General features: G+C 54.7%; 15 protein-coding genes. 1 reads left to right on the forward strand and 14 read right to left on the reverse strand.

Annotated features, from left to right (window positions below; all coding sequences use genetic code 11):
- Positions 1-10 precede the first annotated feature (10 nt).
- The gene (locus A2273_08070) at positions 11-2074 is read left to right on the forward strand and encodes an ATP-dependent DNA helicase RecG (GenBank protein ID OGF08291.1); all 2064 of its coding nucleotides are present in this window, start codon (positions 11-13) and stop codon (positions 2072-2074) included.
- A gap of 51 nt (positions 2075-2125) precedes the next feature.
- Here A2273_08070 and A2273_08075 read toward each other — a convergent pair whose 3' ends face one another.
- The 14 genes from A2273_08075 to A2273_08140 form a co-directional block, all read right to left on the reverse strand.
- Positions 2126-2788 carry a hypothetical protein gene (locus A2273_08075; GenBank protein OGF08292.1) on the reverse strand — a complete coding sequence of 221 codons (663 nt, stop codon included), beginning with the start codon at positions 2786-2788 and terminating at the stop codon, positions 2126-2128.
- Between the two features lie 21 nt (positions 2789-2809).
- Positions 2810-3010 (reverse strand): hypothetical protein, encoded by a 201-nt coding sequence (locus A2273_08080; protein ID OGF08293.1) that lies wholly within the window; start codon positions 3008-3010, stop codon positions 2810-2812.
- 17 nt (positions 3011-3027) lie between these two features.
- Entirely contained in the window at positions 3028-3258 is a 231-nt protein-coding gene (locus A2273_08085) for a hypothetical protein (GenBank protein ID OGF08294.1), read from the reverse strand.
- An 84-nt stretch (positions 3259-3342) separates the two neighbouring features.
- On the reverse strand, positions 3343-4338 hold the full coding sequence (locus tag A2273_08090) for a hypothetical protein (protein ID OGF08295.1): 996 nt from the start codon (positions 4336-4338) through the stop codon (positions 3343-3345).
- Between the two features lie 106 nt (positions 4339-4444).
- A complete protein-coding gene (locus A2273_08095; protein ID OGF08296.1) occupies positions 4445-7543 on the reverse strand; it encodes a hypothetical protein in 3099 nt (1032 codons plus the stop codon).
- Positions 7544-7545: 2 nt separating this feature from the next.
- Positions 7546-8442 carry a hypothetical protein gene (locus A2273_08100; GenBank protein OGF08297.1) on the reverse strand — a complete coding sequence of 299 codons (897 nt, stop codon included), beginning with the start codon at positions 8440-8442 and terminating at the stop codon, positions 7546-7548.
- Positions 8443-8595: 153 nt separating this feature from the next.
- Positions 8596-9888, reverse strand: a complete 1293-nt coding sequence (locus tag A2273_08105) for a hypothetical protein (protein OGF08298.1) — start codon at positions 9886-9888, stop codon at positions 8596-8598.
- A 58-nt stretch (positions 9889-9946) separates the two neighbouring features.
- Entirely contained in the window at positions 9947-10585 is a 639-nt protein-coding gene (locus tag A2273_08110) for a hypothetical protein (GenBank protein ID OGF08299.1), read from the reverse strand.
- A 15-nt stretch (positions 10586-10600) separates the two neighbouring features.
- The gene (locus tag A2273_08115) at positions 10601-11560 is read right to left on the reverse strand and encodes a hypothetical protein (protein ID OGF08300.1); all 960 of its coding nucleotides are present in this window, start codon (positions 11558-11560) and stop codon (positions 10601-10603) included.
- Positions 11547-12290: an ABC transporter ATP-binding protein gene (locus A2273_08120; protein OGF08301.1), complete on the reverse strand. Its 744-nt coding sequence runs from the start codon at positions 12288-12290 to the stop codon at positions 11547-11549. The genes A2273_08115 and A2273_08120 overlap by 14 nt, the downstream gene beginning before the upstream one ends.
- Positions 12291-12371: 81 nt before the next feature.
- Entirely contained in the window at positions 12372-13145 is a 774-nt protein-coding gene (locus A2273_08125; protein OGF08302.1) for a hypothetical protein, read from the reverse strand.
- Between the two features lie 126 nt (positions 13146-13271).
- Positions 13272-14249, reverse strand: a complete 978-nt coding sequence (locus tag A2273_08130) for a hypothetical protein (protein OGF08303.1) — start codon at positions 14247-14249, stop codon at positions 13272-13274.
- 36 nt (positions 14250-14285) lie between these two features.
- Positions 14286-17792, reverse strand: coding sequence for a hypothetical protein (locus A2273_08135; protein OGF08304.1), 3507 nt, complete (start codon positions 17790-17792; stop codon positions 14286-14288).
- A complete protein-coding gene (locus A2273_08140) occupies positions 17792-19567 on the reverse strand; it encodes a hypothetical protein (GenBank protein ID OGF08305.1) in 1776 nt (591 codons plus the stop codon). Before A2273_08140 ends, A2273_08135 begins: the two co-directional genes overlap by 1 nt.
- Between the last annotated feature and the right edge of the window lie 20 nt (positions 19568-19587).

Raw genomic sequence — 19587 nt, forward strand, 5'->3', positions numbered from 1 at the left:
TTGCAAGAAAATGCCAGAAACAAATATTCAATATTTAAAAGGAGTGGGGCCTAAAAGGGCCCTGCTTTTCAATAAGCTGGGGATAGTTTCAGTGAGGGATCTGTTGTACTATCCTCCCCGGAGATACCTGGATCGCAGCCTGATAAAAAATATCCGGGATATCAGGGTGGGCGATAATGTAACCTTGTTCGGCCAGGTGTCCGACAAGGGGTTAGTCCATACCCGCCGTAATTTCACCATCTTCAATCTGCTAGTGAGCGACGACACCGGCTACCTGCTTTGTAAATGGTTCAACCAGCCCTACTTGAAGGATCGTTTCCAGATAGGCGACCGCATTGTGGTCTCGGGGCTGGTGCTGTCCGACCACGGACTTTCTATGGCCAACCCGGAATATGAGCTGCTGGACAGCGAGGACGCCGAACTGATCCATACCGGACGAATAGTTCCCCTCCACCCCGCCACCGGCGGACTTTCGGCCAAACAGATCAGGCAGGTGATAAAGTCCGCCTTGGAAGGATATCTGCAACAGATCGCAGAACCCCTTCCCCCGGAGCTTATCATGGCAAAAGATCTGATGGGTATACGGCAGGCCATCTCCCAGCTTCATTTTCCCGATGCCCCGGAAATATTGGAGCAGGCTCACCGCCGCCTGGCCTTTGAAGAATTACTATATCTGGAACTGATCCTTTTTCTCAAGAAGAACGCCCTGCAGATACACGGAGTCGGAGCCAAGATTAACTCATCTGACTGGAAAAATGACTTTTCCTCCCTCCTCCCATTTACACTGACCGGGGCCCAAATACGGGTGATCGGAGAGATATCAAATGACATTGGACAAACGAGGCCCATGCACCGTCTGCTTCAGGGCGATGTCGGATCCGGCAAGACCATGGTGGCCCTGGCAGCCATGATACAGGCCGTAAGGGGCGGGACCCAGGCCAGCCTTATGGCCCCCACCGAACTGCTGGCCGAACAGCATTACAATTTCCTGCACCCTTGGTTTGACAGGCTGGGCATGACTTCGGCCCTCCTGACCAGCAAGATTAAAAGTAAGCAACGAGCTGAGATCTACCAGGGGCTTAGCGACGGCAGGCTAAACGTCTGTGTGGGGACCCAGGCATTGGTCCAGGAATCTGTCGAATTTGCCAATCTGGGCCTGGCCATAATCGATGAACAGCACCGCTTCGGAGTAAGACAGCGGGCGGATTTCCGCTTCAAGGGGAAGCACCCCCACACCCTGGTCATGACCGCCACACCAATACCCAGGACCCTGGCCATAACGGTATACGGGGATCTGGACGTCTCCACCATCGATCAGATGCCTCAGGGGAGGCGGAGCATAACCACCAAGTGGACCGCCGAGGCCAACCGTTCCAAAGTATATGATTTCATCGAACAGCAGTTGGAACAAGGAAGGCAGGCTTACGTGGTCTACCCGGTTATCGAGGAATCGGATAAAACCGAGTTGAAGGCCGCCATCAAGATGCACCGCACCCTGTCCCAGGATTATTTCAAGGGCCGCCGGGTGGGCCTGATGCACGGTCAGCTGCCTACCGAGGACCGGCAGGCGGTGATGGAGGACTTTCGGGATCATCGGATCGATATTCTGGTCTCCACCACAGTTATCGAGGTGGGCATAGACGTGCCCAACGCCAATGTTATGTTCATCGAACAGGCCGAAAGATTCGGCCTGTCCCAGTTGCACCAGCTGAGGGGCCGGGTCGGCCGGGGCAGCCACAAATCATACTGCATCTTGATGGCCGGGCCAAAACTGACGCTCGAGGCCAGACTCAGGCTGGACACCATGCAGAGCCTGAGTGACGGCTTTAAAATTGCCGAGAAGGATCTGGAACTGCGGGGTCCGGGAGAATTTTGGAGCACCCGGCAGCACGGCCTCCCGCAGCTGAAAATAGCTGATCTGTCCAGGGATGCCGATTTGATAGCTCCGGCCCGGGAAGAGGCCAAAAATATCCTGGCCGGCGACCCTGATCTTTCTAAAGAAAATCATAGGGGCATCAAGGCCGGGCTTCAGGCTTTTCATCCTGAAGCGGACAAGTTCACCGCCATCGGGTAACAAAAAGCCCCCGCCACAGGCGGGGGCTTTTCAATCATTGAGGTAGGTTTATTAAAATCCTTTCAATTCTATGGCCGCTCCAATGCCGAAACCGGACATATCCAGTTCCCGTTCCCAGCCGCCGTCCTCTTCGCGGGCTACAGTGGTGCCGTTATAAGATGCTTCCAAGAGCAGGGCGCTGCGCAGCCCCATCCCGATCCTGGCTCCGCCCCTGACCCGCCAGCCGAAACCGGTGTAAAAACCGTCATCCGGGCCCTGGGTGATCTTATCGACGGCGATGGTGGTATCCTTGTAATCATAGGAAACCTTGGCCAGTCCCCACCCCAGGTCGCCCCCTACATAGGGTCTTATGGCCCCACCGGCGGGGATGGTGATGTTCAGGCTGGCCCACAAGGGCAGATATGTGACCTTATGCTCGTAAAGCACCTTGACCATGGTAGTGGTGGTTATCCCGGTGGTGCTGGAGGTATCGGCCTCCTGCTTCTCCTCGAAGCTTTTGCCGAAATATTCCAGCCCCAGAGACAAATTGACCATATCATCCACCGCATTGCCGACCCCCAGGCCAAGCAGAAGTCCGCCGCTGCCCTTCACCCCGGAGGGGTTGTAATATCCGCCTTTCAGTATTAGGACATTGTTGGCAAAAGGCAGCATCCCGGCATGGGCTACGGCCGTCAGGCAGAGGACAGCCAGTATAGCTATTGATATCTTTTTCATGTTTACAGCTATTTATTGTTATTAATAATCCTGTTCGGCCAGCACTATGGCGGAAACCGGACAGGCATCCACGCAAGCCCCGCATTCGGTGCAGGCATCGGCCTTGACCACCACCGCCTTGTCCGAGGGCATGTCCAGCACGCTGGTAGGACAGGCCGAAACGCAGGCCCCGCAGCCAATACAGGCCTCAACATCGATCTTGGGATAGGTTTTCTTGGGCATCTTCAACTCCTTGTAAATTATTTCTTCTTATCCATTTTGGCGATATCCTTGAGCACCAGATTCTTTTTCTGGGTCAGGATTCTCTCATGTTTTAATTCCTCGGAAACCAGCTGTTTGAAGAGGCCCTTCACATCGTACTCATACGAATAGGTGGCCTCCCGGGCGTATCTCTCCTGGGCCTGCCTTTCGAACCTGATGGCCATGTCCAGGGCCTTGACCAGTTTATTTGCCAGCTTGAGGTCTTCCATTGGGTCTCCTTAATAATTTATTGATATTTCATTCAACTACTGCAGTGAATATTATCACAAGAAGCGCATTTTAGCAAGAGGCATTTAAAAAAGCTGCGGATTTTCCGCCGCCCCCTCCTCCCTGGCCAGGTAGATGAAGCGGTCTATCAGATTTACATATTCGCTCCAACGTTTGCTGTTGACACCCTCCCGCCTTATTATCCTTTCGTAGGCCGCGGCATGGGCATCCATAAGATCGCAATGGTGCACCACCAGGGCCTCCAGGGTGGCCGGAACCACCGGGGATCCCTTCTCCTTCTCCCCGTGGTGGGAGAGCAGGATGTGTCTGAGCCGCTTGGCCGATTCCCGGGGGAAGTCCTTTATTTTGGCCATCCTCTCCAGAAGCATCTGGTCGCCCAGCACTATATGCCCCATCAGGCGGCCGTCGTCGGAATAATCCACGAAACTGCTCACAGTAAATTCCCTGATCTTGCCGATGTCGTGCAGCAGGCATCCGGTGATCAGGATGTCGGGATCCAGCAGCTGGTAATTTTTCAGGGCCGCCCGGGCCAGCCGGCAGACCGAGACCGTGTGCTCGGCCAACCCGCCTATCCACCCGTGGTGCCACAGCTTGGCTGCCGGCGCCTCCAGGAATTCCCTCATGAATTCTCGATCATCGAAGAACAGTTTCAACAACTTTGCCAAAGCGGGATTCTTGATCCCCGCCATCTCCGCTCTTAGGAACGATTCTAGCTCGCTGCGGGTGAATGCGGAGGAAGCCAATATTTCTGCCAGATCGTACTCGTTTCTTTCACATTTGCGAATATTTTCTATCCTCAGCTGAACGTTGTCCTTGTATCTGCCCACCACCGCCTTGACCTGGACCACATCGCCGGGAGAGATCTGCTTATAGACCGCATCGGCCTCATTCCATAGCACCGCATCCACACGGCCGGTGGCGTCGCCCACCTCCAGGGAAAGGAAGGATTTCCCGTCCGATTCCTTGGTCTTGATCTCCACCTTACGCAAGGCGTAATTTTCTATCAGATCCTTGCCCTGCATCTCCCCATTTTTAAGTTGTTTTATGCTTATTCGGCTCATCTTTGTACTCCATCTGTTCGGTTAATTTTATCCATAAATTCAGATATTGTCAACAAGATAAATAGCCCGTTCTAAATGAACGGGCTATTTATACTCTGGGGGAAATTTATTTCCTCAGCCTTTCCTCAAACAAGACATACAAAGTCGGCACAAAGATCAATGTCAGCAAGGTGGAGGCCGTCAGGCCGCTGATCACCGAAATGGCAAGCGGCGCCGAGGTTTCCGCGCTCTCTCCTATCCCCAGGGCCATAGGCGTCATGCCCACTATGGTGGTCAGAGTGGTCATCAGGATCGGGCGCAGCCGGGTATGTCCCGATTGGATCACCGCCTGATAAAGGCCCAGCCCTTTCCGCCGCAACACATTGGCGTAATCCACCAGCAGGATGGCATTGGAGACCACGATGCCCACCAGCATGATGATGCCGATGAAGGCGATCACCGAAAAATTGTGCCCGGTCAGGAACAGGCCCCAGACCACGCCCACGATGCCCAGCGGCACCGAGAACATGATGACGAAGGGATCCAGCAGCGATTCGAACTGCGAGGCCAGCACCATGTAAACCAGCATGATGGCCAACAGGGTGGCATAAAACAGGTTCTTGAAACTGTCGGCCATGTCCTTGGCCGAGCCGCCCACCTCCACAGTGAAGCCTTCGGGGATGCTCATCTTTCTTATCTTATCGGCCAGTTCGCCGTTGATGGCCCCGATGGCCCGGCCGGTGGCGTTGGCCGTGACGGAGACGATCCGCTGCTGGTTCTTGCGGCTGATATCCACCGGACCAAAGGCCTTTTGGATCCTGGCGATGTTGGAGACCGCCACCAGCTGCCCCATCGGGCTCATTACTTTAAGGTTCTTGATGTCCGGGACCCGGGTGCGGTCATTCTCCTGAAAACGGACCACCACGTCGTATTCCTTGCCGAACTTGCTGTCGCGGAAACGGGTGACGGTCCTGCCCTTGAAGGCCGTCTCCACCGCCGAGGCCACCTGGTAAATGCTCAGGCCCATGGCCCCGGCCTTGTCGCGATCCACGATCACCTGCAGTTCGGGCATTCCTTCCTGGCGGGTGATGTTCACATCCCTGGTGCCGTTGACCGAGGCCATCAGCTGCTTGACCTGCTCCGCCAGCTTCCGGGAGTCTTCCAGGTCGTATCCCTGGATGTCCACCTGGATGGCCCCGCCGGCGCCCATGCTCATGATCTGGGAGATCAGGCTGCCGGAAAGGAACACTACCTGGGCGTCGGGGATGGCCGAGAACCTGGCCCTCAGAATGGTTATGATCTGATCGACGCTTCGGCTCCGCTGGGAGCGCGGACCTATCTTGACCCGCATGGCTCCGATGTTGGGCCCGGTTCCGGCCATGGCCTTGCGCATCCCCTCGCCTTCGCCAAAAGTGGTATAGAGGGTCCGGGTTTCCGGGACCTCGGCTTTAACGACATCCTCCATCCGCTGTATGATGCTTCCGGTCTGCCTGAAGGAGGTGCCCACCGGCATGGTCAGATTAACGGTGAATTCCCCCTCGTCGCTGGAGGGGATGAACTCGGAATCAACCACGGCAAACAGAGACAGGCTGGCCACCACCACTCCCAGGGTGATCCCCATCACCACCTTCTTGTGGGCCAGGGACCAGGTCAGGGCCTTTTGATAGAAACTGTCCATGCCGTCCTGCCATTTGCCTATCTTAGCCATCAGGCTTTTCCACCAGGAAGCGCCGGCCTCGATGACCTCATGCTTTTCCACCTTCAGGAAACGGCTGGTCAGCAGCGGCAGTAGCATCATAGACACGAAGTACGAGCCGATCAGGGAGAACGACACGGTGTAGGCCATGGGCCGGAACAGCACCCCGGCGATGCCGGAGACGAAGGCGATCGGCAGGAAGACCACGATAGTGGTGATGGTGGCCGCCAGCACCGCCATGGACACCTGGTCCGATCCTTTCAGGGCGGCCTCCTCAGGGCTTTGCCCGTCCTCGCGGTGGCGGTAGATGTTCTCCAGCACCACGATGGAATCGTCCACCAGGCGCCCCACTCCCAGGGCCAGCCCGCCCAAGGTCATGATGTTCAGGGTCATGCTCCGGAAATAGAGCAGGACAAAAGTGACGATGATGGAGAACGGTATGGACAGCGAAATGATCAGGGTGCTGGAGAAGTTGCGCAGGAAAAGGATTATGATCAGGATGGCCAGCAGGGATCCGCCGATGGCCTCGGTCTGCAGGGTTTTGACCGATTCCCGGATGAACTCGGCGGAATCAAAGGCCGTCGACAGCTTGATGTCGGATGGCATCTGTTTTTGCATCTCCTTGATCTTGGCCTGGATCTTGTTGCTGACCGCCACGGTGTTGGAACCGGACTGTTTCTGGATGACCAGGGCCACCGAGCGCTGTCCGTTGAGCTTGGTCTCGGTGTCAATTTCGGTAAAACTGTCCTCCACCTTGGCGATATCCCGGAGGTAGAGCGGGGTTCCGCCCCGGTGGCCGATGACGGTGGCCGAGATCTGCTCCACGCTCTTGAACTCGCCCGGGATCCGGATCAGGAAGTCCAGCTGGCCGCTTTTAAGGTGGCCTCCGGGCAGGTTCAGGTTCGAGGTCATCAGGGACTGACCTATCTGATCAAAGGAGAGGCCTAGGGCCTCCATCCTGGTGCGGTCGATGTTGACCTGGATCTGGCGGTCCTGACCACCCTGCACGGTCACCGCAGCCACCCCCGGGATCCGGGCCAGCCGGTCCTTGAGGTTGTCGTCGCAGTACTGGCGAAGTTCGGAGACCCCCCGGGGGCTGGATACCCCCACCACCATCACCGGCATCAGGGCCGGATCGAATTTGACAATGGTGGGATTCTGGACCCCAGCCGGCAGATGTGATTTGACCAGATCTATTTTCTCCCGGACATCTATGGCTGCGGCATCGATATCGGTGCCCCAGTCAAATTCCAGAGTGATCATCGAGGAGCCTTCCTTGGAGGTGGAATGCACATTCTTGACGTTGCGCACCATGCTGACCACGCTCTCCATGGGGCGGCTGACCATGGCCTCCACCTCGGCCGGCCCCACTCCCGGATAATCGGTCATCACCGCCACGATGGGGAAGGACATGTCGGGCAGCAGGTCGATGTTCAGGTTGGCCAGGGCCACCAGTCCGATGATGGTGACGCCGATGAATATCATGAAGACCGTCACCGGGCGCTTGATCCCGAATTCAGAAAGCATCATGATTATTTGCCTCCCACGATCTCCACCGCCGATCCCTGGGCCACGGTGTGCTGGCCGGCCACGATCAGTTTATCCCCGAAAGACAGGCCGGACTTGACGGAACTGGTTTCGCCCATGTCCAGTTCGACAACGATCTGCCGGGCTGCCGCCTGGCCGTTCTCCGCCACGAATACCATGGCGCCGGTTTCACGCTCGATGATGGCGGTGGTGGGTATGACCATGGCCTTGAGGTGGCGTTTGATTTTTATGCTGGCCCGGGCGTACATCCCCGGACGTATCTTCATGCCGGGATTCTTGATGGCGATCTCGGCCTTGACCGTGCGGCTTAGGTAATCCACCGTGGGCGACATCTGGCTGACCGAACCGTAAAATGTCTGGTCCGGCCAGGCATCTATCGATATCTGGGCGCCCGCTCCGGTCCTGATCCGTGATATCTCCGCCTCGGGGACCTGGATCACCAATTTGACCTGGTGATAATCGGCGATCTGGAATAAGGGCATGCCCGGGGTCACGTGGCCGCCGGTGTCAAGATACTTTTTGGTAAGCCAGCCCGAAATAGGGGCTTCCAACCAGGCCTCCTTGAACTCCACCCCGATCTCATCGCGGTCTATGGACACCACATTCTGGCCCTTGTCCACCCAGGCCCCTTCTTCCATCAGATATTTTATGATCTTTCCGGAAACCTTGGAAGGGACCTCGGTCTGGTTCTCGGCCATCATGGTTCCGGACAGGTTTATGGTCTCGTCATAGTCAGAGGGAGAAACAGTCAAAACCTCCACTGGAAATTTTTGAGCCTGCTCGGTCACAGCTTTTTTGCCAGCAATCGACCTTATTACTTTGAACCCCAGGAAAAGGGTTATCATTGCGGCTATGGTAATGAGAATTATCTTGCCCTTCATGAAGAACCTGGCTCCTTTTACAGTATATTCTTTGTTTTATGTTATCTACCGGCACTGGGTTTGGTGTTTTATTGCCCTGATCTCCGACAAAACAGATCCCCCGGCTAAGCGCTTTAAATTTTGGATGCCGGTCACAATTTAAAGTCATCCGCCCTATTTGAGAATCGCCCCCACCGCCCTCTCCAGTTTGGCCAGGCTGACCAGGTAGTCATGCAGGGCCTGGATCTTGTTGGTCTTGGCCTGGGTCAGGGCCACTTCGGCATCCAATACATCCAGGTTAGTGGCCTGGCCGTTCTCATAGCGGGTTTGAGCTATATTCAGAGCTTGTTGGGCCTGCTGCACAGCCTTCTCCTGTGAAGAAATGGCCTTTTCATTGGCCTTCATCGTAAGGTAATTGGCCGAAATCTCAAGTTTTATCCCGTCCTCCACCATTTCTTTTGCCAATTTAAGTTGTTGGGCATTGGCCTTGGCTTCCTTGATCTTGCCAAGCCCGGAACCGCCGTCAAACAAGGGCCAGCTGGCGGAGACCCCCACGTCCCAGTTCTTCTGCCATTCGTCCGAACCGGAGAAACCTGATCCCTTGCTGTAGGAATAATCGGCTAGCAGTGCCACGGTAGGCTGGTAGCTGGCATAGGATATCAGCTTGGCCTTATCAACCATTTTTTGCCTGATCAAAATTGATTTATATTCCGGCCTGGCTTGAAAAGCCCGCCCTACAAGCAGAGCGCTGTCCGCCTCCACCATATGAAATACCATAGAATCACTCAAAACCACCGGTGCATTCAGCTCCCGATTTAGGACCATATTGAATGAGTGCCGGGAAAGCTCCGCCGCATTCTGCATGCGAATAAGCGGAGGCTGCATATTAGAAAGCTGGACCTCGGCCCGCAATAAATCGTAACGGGAGACCATCCCCTTTTGATATAAAGTCTGCACCCGTGCCAAGTGTTTTTCTATGGACGATACTGCCTCTTGGGTGACGGCGTAGGCGCTTTGGGCCAGCAGCAGCCCGTAATAGGCCTGTTTGACCGCATAGATCACCCCGGCCCTGGCGCTGTCGTAAGATTCCCCGGCGGCCTGGCGGTTCAGCCGGCTTATCTGATAGCCCTGCCATATTTTTCCGCCGGTGTAGACCGGCCAACTAGCGGACAATTTACCGGTATAGGTGTTACCGATCTTATCCGAGACTATCGAAGCACTGGACATGCGCACCACATCTCCGGTAGGAATATAATTGCTGTCAAGCACAGGAGGAAAGTAGGATTGCCCGACTTTCATGTCAATCAGACTGTTCAGCCTAACTATGCTGCCGGATGCCGAAAGTTGGGGAACCAGATATCCCCTGGCCGTCATCAATTGACCGTCGGCGGCGCTGACCTTGTATCGGGCGATTTTCAGGGCGGCGTTTTGCTTCAGGGCCAGATCTATGGCTTGGTTTAATGACATATCCTCCGCCGCCGCAAAGGATGCAAAAAGGATCGCTACGGCAACTGCTGTTCTCATTTTATTTAGTTCCTTTGGTATCATATTTGGTTATGCCGCTTAAATAGAAATTAACCAGGAATTTTAAATCTTCTTTATTATTTATTTTCTGCTGATGCCAAAAGGAGTTCATCGCATTTCCGTGTATCAGGTTAAAAAATGCGGCGGCGGCTTTTTCGGTGTCGATTTTATCAAAAAATCCCTGGTGGATGCCTTCCTGAAGCACCCCGGAGACCGATAGTATCAGGCTCCTGAAATGAACCTTCATTTTTTCCTGCATTTTATGCATCAACACCCCGGGCTGATTGCGGGTCATCAACTGCATCAGATCCACATTCTCCTCAAACAGCCGCAGTATGGTTTTTATCATTATAGATATTTTCTCGGGCGGGGGAAGGCCGCTGCTGCTGGTTTCCTTAATGACCTTTTCTAAGTTATGAATTGTCTCCTCCAGAACCGAAAAGAAAAGATCCTCCTTACTCTCAAAATAGCCGTATAAGGTGCCCTTGGCCAGCTCCGCCTTCTCGGCGATCTCGTCCAAGGTGGTTTCGTGAAGCCCTTTTTCAGCGAATATAACCCTGGCGGCATGAAGGATCTCCGTCCGACGGACAAGTCTTTCCCGTTCCTTGCGCGGCAGTTTTCCCTGGGTATTCTCTTTCATTTCAGACATCTTCCTTTAAAATATGCTAACGCCAAGGTATTTCTTGGGATTGGCTTTCATATCCTTTATCAGTTGGTTCAGTTCATCGGAAGATCCCTTGAGTTTCTGGTACAGCTCTTCGTCCTTGGATAGCTTGCCCAAAGTGCCCTCCCCTTTTTCGATCCTGCTTATTATAACACTGAGTTTCTGCGAAGTAGAGTCAAGGGAATTGTAAAGGTCCGGCTCCCGCAGCAACCTGCCCAGACTGCCCTGGCCCCGCTTGAGGCTGTCGGAGATGATGTTGAGGCTAGACATGGACTGATTGAGGTTGTCATACAGGGAGGGGTCGTTCATCAGCTTGCCGATGGTCCCCTTGTTGCCCTTGATCAGCAGTATCAGATGGTTCATGCTGACCATGACCGAATCAAGGTTGGTATACAATCGGGGATCATCTATCATTTTGCCCAGGGTGCCGGTGCCCTTTTCAATCTTCTTCATGATCACATTGAGCGAGATCGCCGTGGAATTCAGGGTGTCCGATATTTCGGCCACTTTGCCCATTATCTCCTCGGGTGCCATCACTGCTATAGTGGGCAGTTCATCGTCGTTTTCCATCATCGGCCGGTCCATCGATGCCGGCACTATCTCCACCAATTTATCGCCCAACAGCCCCATGCTGCTGATCCTGGCCAGGGAACCCTGGCGGATCCTGGGCTGGGCCTGCTTTTCTATCCTTAAGCGGGCCTCCACTTTTTGGTGGCCGCCGACCTCCACCAGGGCGATCTTATTGACCACCCCCACCTGGAACCCGGAGACCCTCACCGGGGCGCCTTCCTGCAGGCCGCTGACGTCGTCAAACCGGGCGTTCAGGAAATAACGCTGTTTTAAAAAACCCTGGCGTTCTCCCACCGAAAGCACCGCCACCAGGCCCACTGCCAGGCCCACGGTTATCAGCAGGCCCACCTTGAATTCGTGGGACAGTTTATTGATTGGCATTTTCGATCGTTCCCCCTTTAATGAAATCCTGGACGAATTTTAATTTTGAGCCCTTGAGTTCGCTGGAGGTGCCGGAGAAAAGTATCTCCCCGTCCTTGATCACCTCGAAGCGGTCGGCCACCTTAAAGGCGTTGGCTATCTCGTGGGTCACCACTATTGAACCCACCTTGAGTTCATCCTTCAGTTTGTTTATCAGCTCGTTGATCTTGCGGGAGGTCAGGGGATCCAGGCCGGTGGTGGGCTCATCATAGAACATGTAGCGCGGTTCCAGCACTATGGCCCGGGCCAGGGCCACCCTTTTTTTCATGCCGCCGGAAAGCTCCGAGGGCATCAGCCGTTCGCTGCCGGCAAGCTCCACAAAGCTCAGGGCCTGGGCCACTTTTTGGGAGATCTCATCTTCCGACAGTTTCAGATGTTCCCGCAAGGGGTAAGCCACGTTCTCCTTGACGTTCATGGAATCGAACAACGCCGCCCCCTGGAAAAGCATCCCGATCTTTTTCCGCAAGGGCAGCATCTGCCCCTCGGTATAACCAGTGGTGTCCTCGCCGTCGATCATTATCCGTCCCTGGTCCTGTTTGAGCAGCCGGAGGATTATCTTCAGGGTCACGCTCTTGCCGCAGCCGGAACGGCCCAGTATCGCCAGGGTTTCGCCCTGATCTATCCTGAGGTTGACCCCTTTTAAGACCGGTTTGCCCTCAAAGGATTTATGGATGTCGAACAACTCAATCATCAGATTTTTTACGTTTATTGTTTACAGTTCATTGATTGCTGATAATATCACAAACCCCTATCATCAAAACCCAAATTCCTGTCACATTCCCAGCAGAAACAGCACCTTGGTGATGAAAGCATCCAGCAGAAAGACCAGCACCGAAGAAACCACCACCGTGCGGGTCACCGCGTCGCCCACCCCCTTGGTGCCGCCCCGGGCGGTAAGGCCGAAGTAGCAGGCCACGATGGAGACCATCCCCCCGAACACTATGGGTTTTATGAATCCGCTGATCAGGTCGTTGAAGACCAGGGAATTGATCACCGAGGTCCGGTAAAAATTGGCGGTCAGCCCCAGGTTCATCACGCTGACCAGCATCCCGCCCAGGATCCCGATCAGGTCGCCCACCACCACCAGGATGGGCAGCATGATCACCGCCGCAAAGAACCTGGTCAGCACCAGCTTCCGGATGGGGTCGGTGGCCAGGGCCCGCATGGCGTCTATCTGTTCCGAGACCTGCATCGAACCCAGCTCGGCGGTGATGCCCGCCCCCACCCGCCCGGCGAAGACCAGGGATATCAAAACCGGACCCAGCTCCCGAACCAGGGAAACAGAGACTATGCCTCCCACATAGAGCTTGGCCCCAAAGCGCATCAGGGCGTAGCCGATCTGGAAGGCCAGCACGAATCCGGTGAAGAACGAGGTCAGCACCACGATCGGCAGGGAACCCACTCCCACCCGGTCCATCTGCTCCCAGATCAATTTCGGATAATAGGGCGGCCGGACCAGTCTTTTGGCCACCTCCCAGTGGAAGGCAAAAAACCGGTATACCTCCGAAAGGACCCCGGATATTTTATTGATGAGGTATCTATTCATTATACTTGTAGTTCATTTATTGACTGACCAGTCAGTCGGATTATATCAATATGACCCGGATTTGTCAATAGGGCCGTAAATAAATAAAACGCCCGGACGAACCGGGCGTTTTAAAGGGCCTCTGGTCTATTCAAGAAAAAGGCTCAACGATGCCATATAGATCTTCTGCCTGGCCCCGTCGGCCGAAGCCTTCTGATCCATGCTGGCGGCATCCACCAAGATCCTTTTGTAAATATAACCCAGCCCCAGGGACCAGTCGTATTCGCCGTCCGGGGCTTTTCTATATTGGCTGGCCCCGGCCCGGAAAACCACGGCCCCGTAGCCCGGTATATTATGTTTGTATTCACCTCCCGCCATATATTTAAGTTCCGGTACCCCCTTCCCCCAGAACTTTTCGGCGCTGGCTGTGATCTTGGGCAACTTGCCATTGAACCAGGAGATCCCCCCGGATATCTTGGGTTTCAGCTTGTCGTCGCCAAAATCCTTCCAATAGACCTTGCCGGCCAGATTTTGGATAGTGATGCCGACCTTCAACGGTTCCCGGCCTCCGTGAAAGCCAAGGTCCAGGCCGTACCCGATCCCGCTTTCATCGATGATCTCAGCCCGGCTCCATAGGGTGTCCAACTTTTTCTGCTTGACCTCTGTCATCCTGGCCGAGATCAGCTTGGCCGATAATCCCAAAGACATTGACTGATGCAAGTCATCCTTCTTGGAGATGGCAAAGGCAAACTCATCAACTCCGTATTTCAAATAATTATTTACCGAGTCTGATCCTTCTAAGGTAAATTCTGACCCGATAGAGCGGGCCACCGAGCGCCAGGATATTCCTATGCCCTTCCCGGCAAAAACGATATAGTTGAGCCGCTTGGGGCCGGAAAAGATCGGTTCGAAAAACAGCCCCCGGGAATGCAGATAGCTGCAGGAGGCCATTGACCAGTTGATATTGCCCAGTCCGGCCGGGTTCCAAAAGGTTAGGTTGGGGTCGCTATCGTCGGCAACGATGCTGCCGGAAAGGGCCGCCGCCCTGGCCCCCACCGCCGGCCCCTGGTAGGTCAGCCAATCTATGGGCGAAGCCGACAGAAAAGAAGCGGCAAAAAGAGCCATACTCAACAAGATTGTTTTCTTCTGCATTTCCCCGTCTTAATATTTGAATTTCATTCTGATGCCCAAGTTTATTTTTGGTTCTTCGCTGTTCTCATCCTTGGAGCGCTGGATGAACAGGGCGCTCCTTTTGCCGAACAGGTATTCGGCCCGGAACTCATCGCTAAGGTCAGCGGCAAAACCCCGGGTGTAACTGACGAAAACATTCCGGGTGACGTACTTGCCCAGCGTCACCTGGGCGCCCTTTTCCTGGCCGGTATAGGTCTTCATCTTCACCACATCCACCAGCCCAGTCTTTTTCTGGATCAGGCCGCCCAGCATATTGCTCAGGTAATCCGCTCCCCGGTTTATAAACTGTTCGGTCAGGTCACCGTTGCCTTCTCCCTCAAGCTTCATCCCCGCTGACATCATGGTCAGGATGTCCTGCTCGGACATCGAGGGATCGGAACTGAAGGACAGCTTGGGCTGCAAAGCCGAGCCGCCCACCTTCAGAAAAACCTTGGTTCGGGCCTCATCGCTCAGCTCGGTCTGGGCCGATAAATTCAGCTCCGGGTTGATGACCGCCGCATTGGTGAAGGTTAGCTGGCCTTCGGTGATGTCAAATCTCCGGTCCAGGAAACGATACTCTCCGCGGATGGTCTCCAGGCGGCCCGAAAGGAACAGCACGTTCTGCTGCATGCGGACGTTAAGATTCTCTATCTTCAGTTCGATGTCGGCGTCGGCGTTCCTGAGCCAGATCCCCTGGGAGCCGGTGATCGACAGGTCCAGGTCCATCGGTTTGGACCCGCCCTCCGGCGGCGGGGGCTCCTCGGCCGGCGCGAAGGGCAGGGTGATCAGGGCCGAATTGGCAAACACCTCCCCTTTGATCTTGGGGTAATTGACCGTCCCGCCGATCTCGATCCGGGCGTTGACATTCCCCTCGATGAAGGGGATGTTCCTGACCGGGGCCTTGTCCACCACGATCAGGAAGTACATGGTGGTGGGGATGAATTTGCTCAGGATGATCTCGCCGCGTTTTATCTCCACCTTGCCCTGGTTTTCGGTGCTGGCGGTGATGTTGTCTATCACCAGGCTGTCGGCATTGAAATGGGCGAAGGCCTGAACCTTGTGCAGGTACATACCGAAGGGACGAAGCACCATTTTGGCGTTGGCGATGGTCATCTCGCCGCTCAACAGGGGCTTGACTGGCGTGCCGGAGAGCTTGACGCTCAGGTCCACCTTTCCCTCGTAGACGCTTAACAGCTCGGCCATGGGAAAGAAGGCCCAGGTTCCGATATCCCTGAGTGTTATCTCTCCGGACATCGGTTTGTCCAGCAGCTTGCCAGCCCCGGGGCCCATCCCCAGGTTTATGGGAATGCTGAGGGTGATCTCAGATAGCTGGCCGTAACGGGTGACGGTCAGTTTGCTCAGATTGAAGACCTGATCGACATAGCGGCAATCGATCGCTACCCGATCGGCGGTGAATTGCTCAAATCGCGCATTATTAAGAGTAAGGCTGGCCGCCATCTCCGGAGCATTAAGGCTGCCTGCTATTTTTATGTCAAAATCCAACAGGCCGTGGACTGTTTTTTTGAGATTGAGCAGTTCCACTATCCTGCGGCTGTCAATGGCATCACCATTAAGCTCAAGGTAGATGCTTTTATCGCTGTGGTAAAATCCCTCCAGCGCTAAAGACCCCCGCCCGGCAATAAGTTTGGTGGGTTCCAGCTTTATGTTGGATCCTTCAATGGACAGATGTATCGGCTGGCTGTTGACCACCGTCTGATCACCGAAATTATAGAACAGCTTGCTGATGGCCAGGTTTATCTGTTTTCCTTTAATTTCGACCATCCCGGTGGCCAGGGCCTCGGTGATGGAATCCTTGACCACGTGCAGCGAAAGCCCCCCCCAGTCCAGGCCCCGCAGTTCGGTCAGCAGCTCCACCCGTTCAATGTCCTGACCGCCGATGGACAGGCCGGTGGCCACGAATTTGCCGTCCCCCTGCGGTTTGGACACCACCTGCTTCAGGGACATGCTTCCGTCAAAGTAAAGGCAGGAGACATTGGATATTACCGCCTCCTTCAAGCGGAAGGTGCCTATCACATCGGGGTCCTTGGTCAGGCCGGAGATCAGCCCGGTGAAGCGCAGTTTGCCCTGCAGATCTTTCATCCCCAGCAGGGCCCCAAATTGGTCCAGCTCTATTTCATCGGTCTCCACATCCACACTGAGGGCATCTTTGAAGATGTCCCCTTTGACCTTCAGTTTAGCCTGTCCGCTGGCTAGATCAAATTTTTCTATGGAGACGGTCTGATCGGCGTAAACCAGATTGCAGATCAGCTGATCCACCGGAATGGAGTTGACCAGGCTTTTATTCAATATCAGATCGACTGTCGCCCGGGCCTTTGGGGGATCGAATCCCCTGCCCTTTATCCGAAGATCCCCGTTGATCTCCGTTTTCAACGGGGCGCTCCCTTTTGCCAAGGCGGCGCCGAAGTCGCTTTGATTGAACAGCAGAGTAAAATCATAGACCCTGTTCTTCAAATCCACCCGGCCCTGGCCCTCGATATTTCCCTTCCCGGCATTCAAATATAGCTTGGTCAGGGTTACCAGGGTGTCCTTCACCTGAATCTTAACATCTAAGCCGGATAGTTCCAAACCATTTATCTTCAGCTCCCGGGAACGGATCGAAAGGCTGCCCTGCGGAGAGGACAGGCTCCCTTTGAGATTGCCCGAAACGGCAACATTCCCCGACCAGTCCTGCCCCTCCGATCTTATGATCCGGGGGATTTCAGCCATTCCGATATTGAGGTCCAGCTGCGATAGATCGATTTCCTGGGTTCTGGGATTAAATTTCACCGATAAATTTATCCGGCTGTTTCCCGTGTTCAGATCGAAGTTATTCAGCTTGATGGTATCGCCGGATAATGCAAAATCGCCCGATCCCTTGGTCAAATTTATATTGCGGGTTTTATCATAGGCTCTGATTTTTTTAAGGGTGGCCGACAGCTTATCCCCGCCCATCTTCAGACCCAATTGGATGTCGATGTCCTGGACCTGTTGCTTGTTTCCCGGGGTCTCGATGGAGACCGACAGATTCTTGAAAGAGATGTCCTCCACCGACAGCGGGGGGAGGTTCAGTTTGCCCTTGGGTTTGGTGGTGTCGGACTTGAACAGGCCGTCGAAGTTCCAGGCTCCGCTGCTGTCCCGGACCAGGCAGACAACGGCATCGGTCACCTCCACCTTCCCGATGACCAGCCTCCTCCTGGCGGCGGAATACCAGGGGTGGGCCTGAAGCTTTATCCGGGGAGCGCAGAGCAGCTGGCCGCGCACCAAGGAATCCCGGGAGGCGATGGCCACATCGCTTATCAAGACAGTGAAAGGGAAATGAAATTCTACCGCCCCGACGGAAAACTCGCGGCCCAAGACCTCCGACAAGGACCTATTGGTTTCCAGCTTGACCTCATTCTGAAATCTGGGGCTGGGCAGATAAATAACCAGGATCAGCAGACCCAGAAGGATGATCCCGCCCAAAATGGCAATGGTTATGTTACTATGTTTACTTTTCATCAGAAGGCGTGACCCAAGTTGATATAGAACAGACCTTCCTTAAAATCCACGGTCTCCTCAGTCTTGACCGCATAGTCTACCCTGATCGGTCCCACCGGAGTGATGAACCTCAGGCCCAGGCCGGTCCCCCCCTGGTATTGGCTCCACTTCACATCCCCAAAACCGGACCAGACATTCCCGGCATCCACAAAGACGGCCGCCCCGAACATCCAGTATATCGGGATCCGTAGTTCAAAATTTCCGTTGACCAGCATATTGGTGATGCTGGTGGTGTCGGTGGTGATCTCGTCGGTCTTGTAGCCCCTCAGGTTCATGCCCCCGCCCAGCTTCAGCCTCTCCTGGATGGGCACCGGCCCGTTGCGGCCGTAGGTGTATATCCCGGCAGCTCTGACCCTCCAGGCCACCACCAGGCCCCGGCCGATGCCGTGGAACATGGAGATGTCTCCGGAGCTCCTGCGGTAATCGTTGGAGCCGCCCAGCACCGAACCGGCGTTATCCACCCGAAAAGAGGAGTTCACTCCTTTATGGGGGTTGAACATGTCGTCCCGGCTGTCGAAGCTGGCGGTCAGGAATACGTCGCTGGTGGTGTTCTGGGTCTCCTCCAGGAACTCGTATTTGTACCCGATGTAGGCCTGGAGGAATTTGGCCAGGCTTTTACCGATCTTGGCCTCGCCTCCGATGCGGCTGAGCTGCTGCCAGAAGGAACTTTCCTGCCTCTCCCGTTTGTAGTAGACCGAACCGCTGGCCTTGTAAGAGGTGCTTAAAAAGTACGGTTCCAGGTAATCCAGGTAATAGTTATTGGTGTAGGCATGCATCCGGCTCTGGGCATTCCTCTGCAGACCATACGATGCTTCGCTCTTTAGGGTTAACTTCTGCAAGTTCCCGAAGATATTGTCGCTTCCCCATTCCAAGCCGCCCTGGACCCTGTCGGGGGTTTCAAAGCCGAAATTGAAGCCCACCCAGTTGGTCTTATCCTCCTTGACCACCATCCGCAGATCCACCGTATCGCGTTTTTCTTCCATCCCCTCCATTTCGAACTTGGCCTCGGTGAACAGCCCCAGGGCATAGACCCGCTGCTGATTGTAATAGACCTTGGAGGGCATGAATATCTCTCCGGGTTTAAGGGTGAATTCCCGTTCTATCACCCGGTCCCTGACCTTTTTATTACCCTCTATCCGGATCTCCCCCAGCCGGACCTGAGTCCCCTCGGTGATGCTGAACAGAATGTCCGAAGTGTAGGGATCTTCTGTCTCCATTACCGTATCGTTGACAGCGGTATAGATATGCCCCCGCTCGGCGTAGAGGGCCACTATGCCTGAAGAGGTCTGGTTTATGGCCGGGAGGTTCAGCGGATCGCCGGTCTTAACCTTGAGAAGCGATAACAGCAGGGAATCGGACAATATTTGATTGCCGCTAAACCGGAGTTGCCCGATCTTCCTGATGTTGCCTTCCTCAATGGTAAGGATACAGTCCAATTCCTGTCTTTCGGAACGGAAATATTTCTCCGTATTTATGAATTTCGCGTCAAGATAACCTTTCTTGCGGTACATATAGATGATCTTCCGCGTGTCCTGCTCAAAATTATATTCGTCGTAACGCTTACCGGATTCGCTGGTCATTTTGGACCGCAGTTCCTTCTCGGAAAAGGCCGTATTCCCGACGAACGTTACATTACCCAGCTTCAGGCGGGGGCCTCCCTCGTCAACCGGTTCGGCCATCTTATCGACCGCCTTCTTTCCGCAGGCCCCAAACAGCAATGCCAGGGATAGCAGCAAAATATGTACTAAATTTCTTT

Source organism: Candidatus Edwardsbacteria bacterium RifOxyA12_full_54_48 (assembly GCA_001777915.1).
Taxonomy (GTDB): Bacteria; Edwardsbacteria; AC1; order AC1; family EtOH8; genus UBA2226.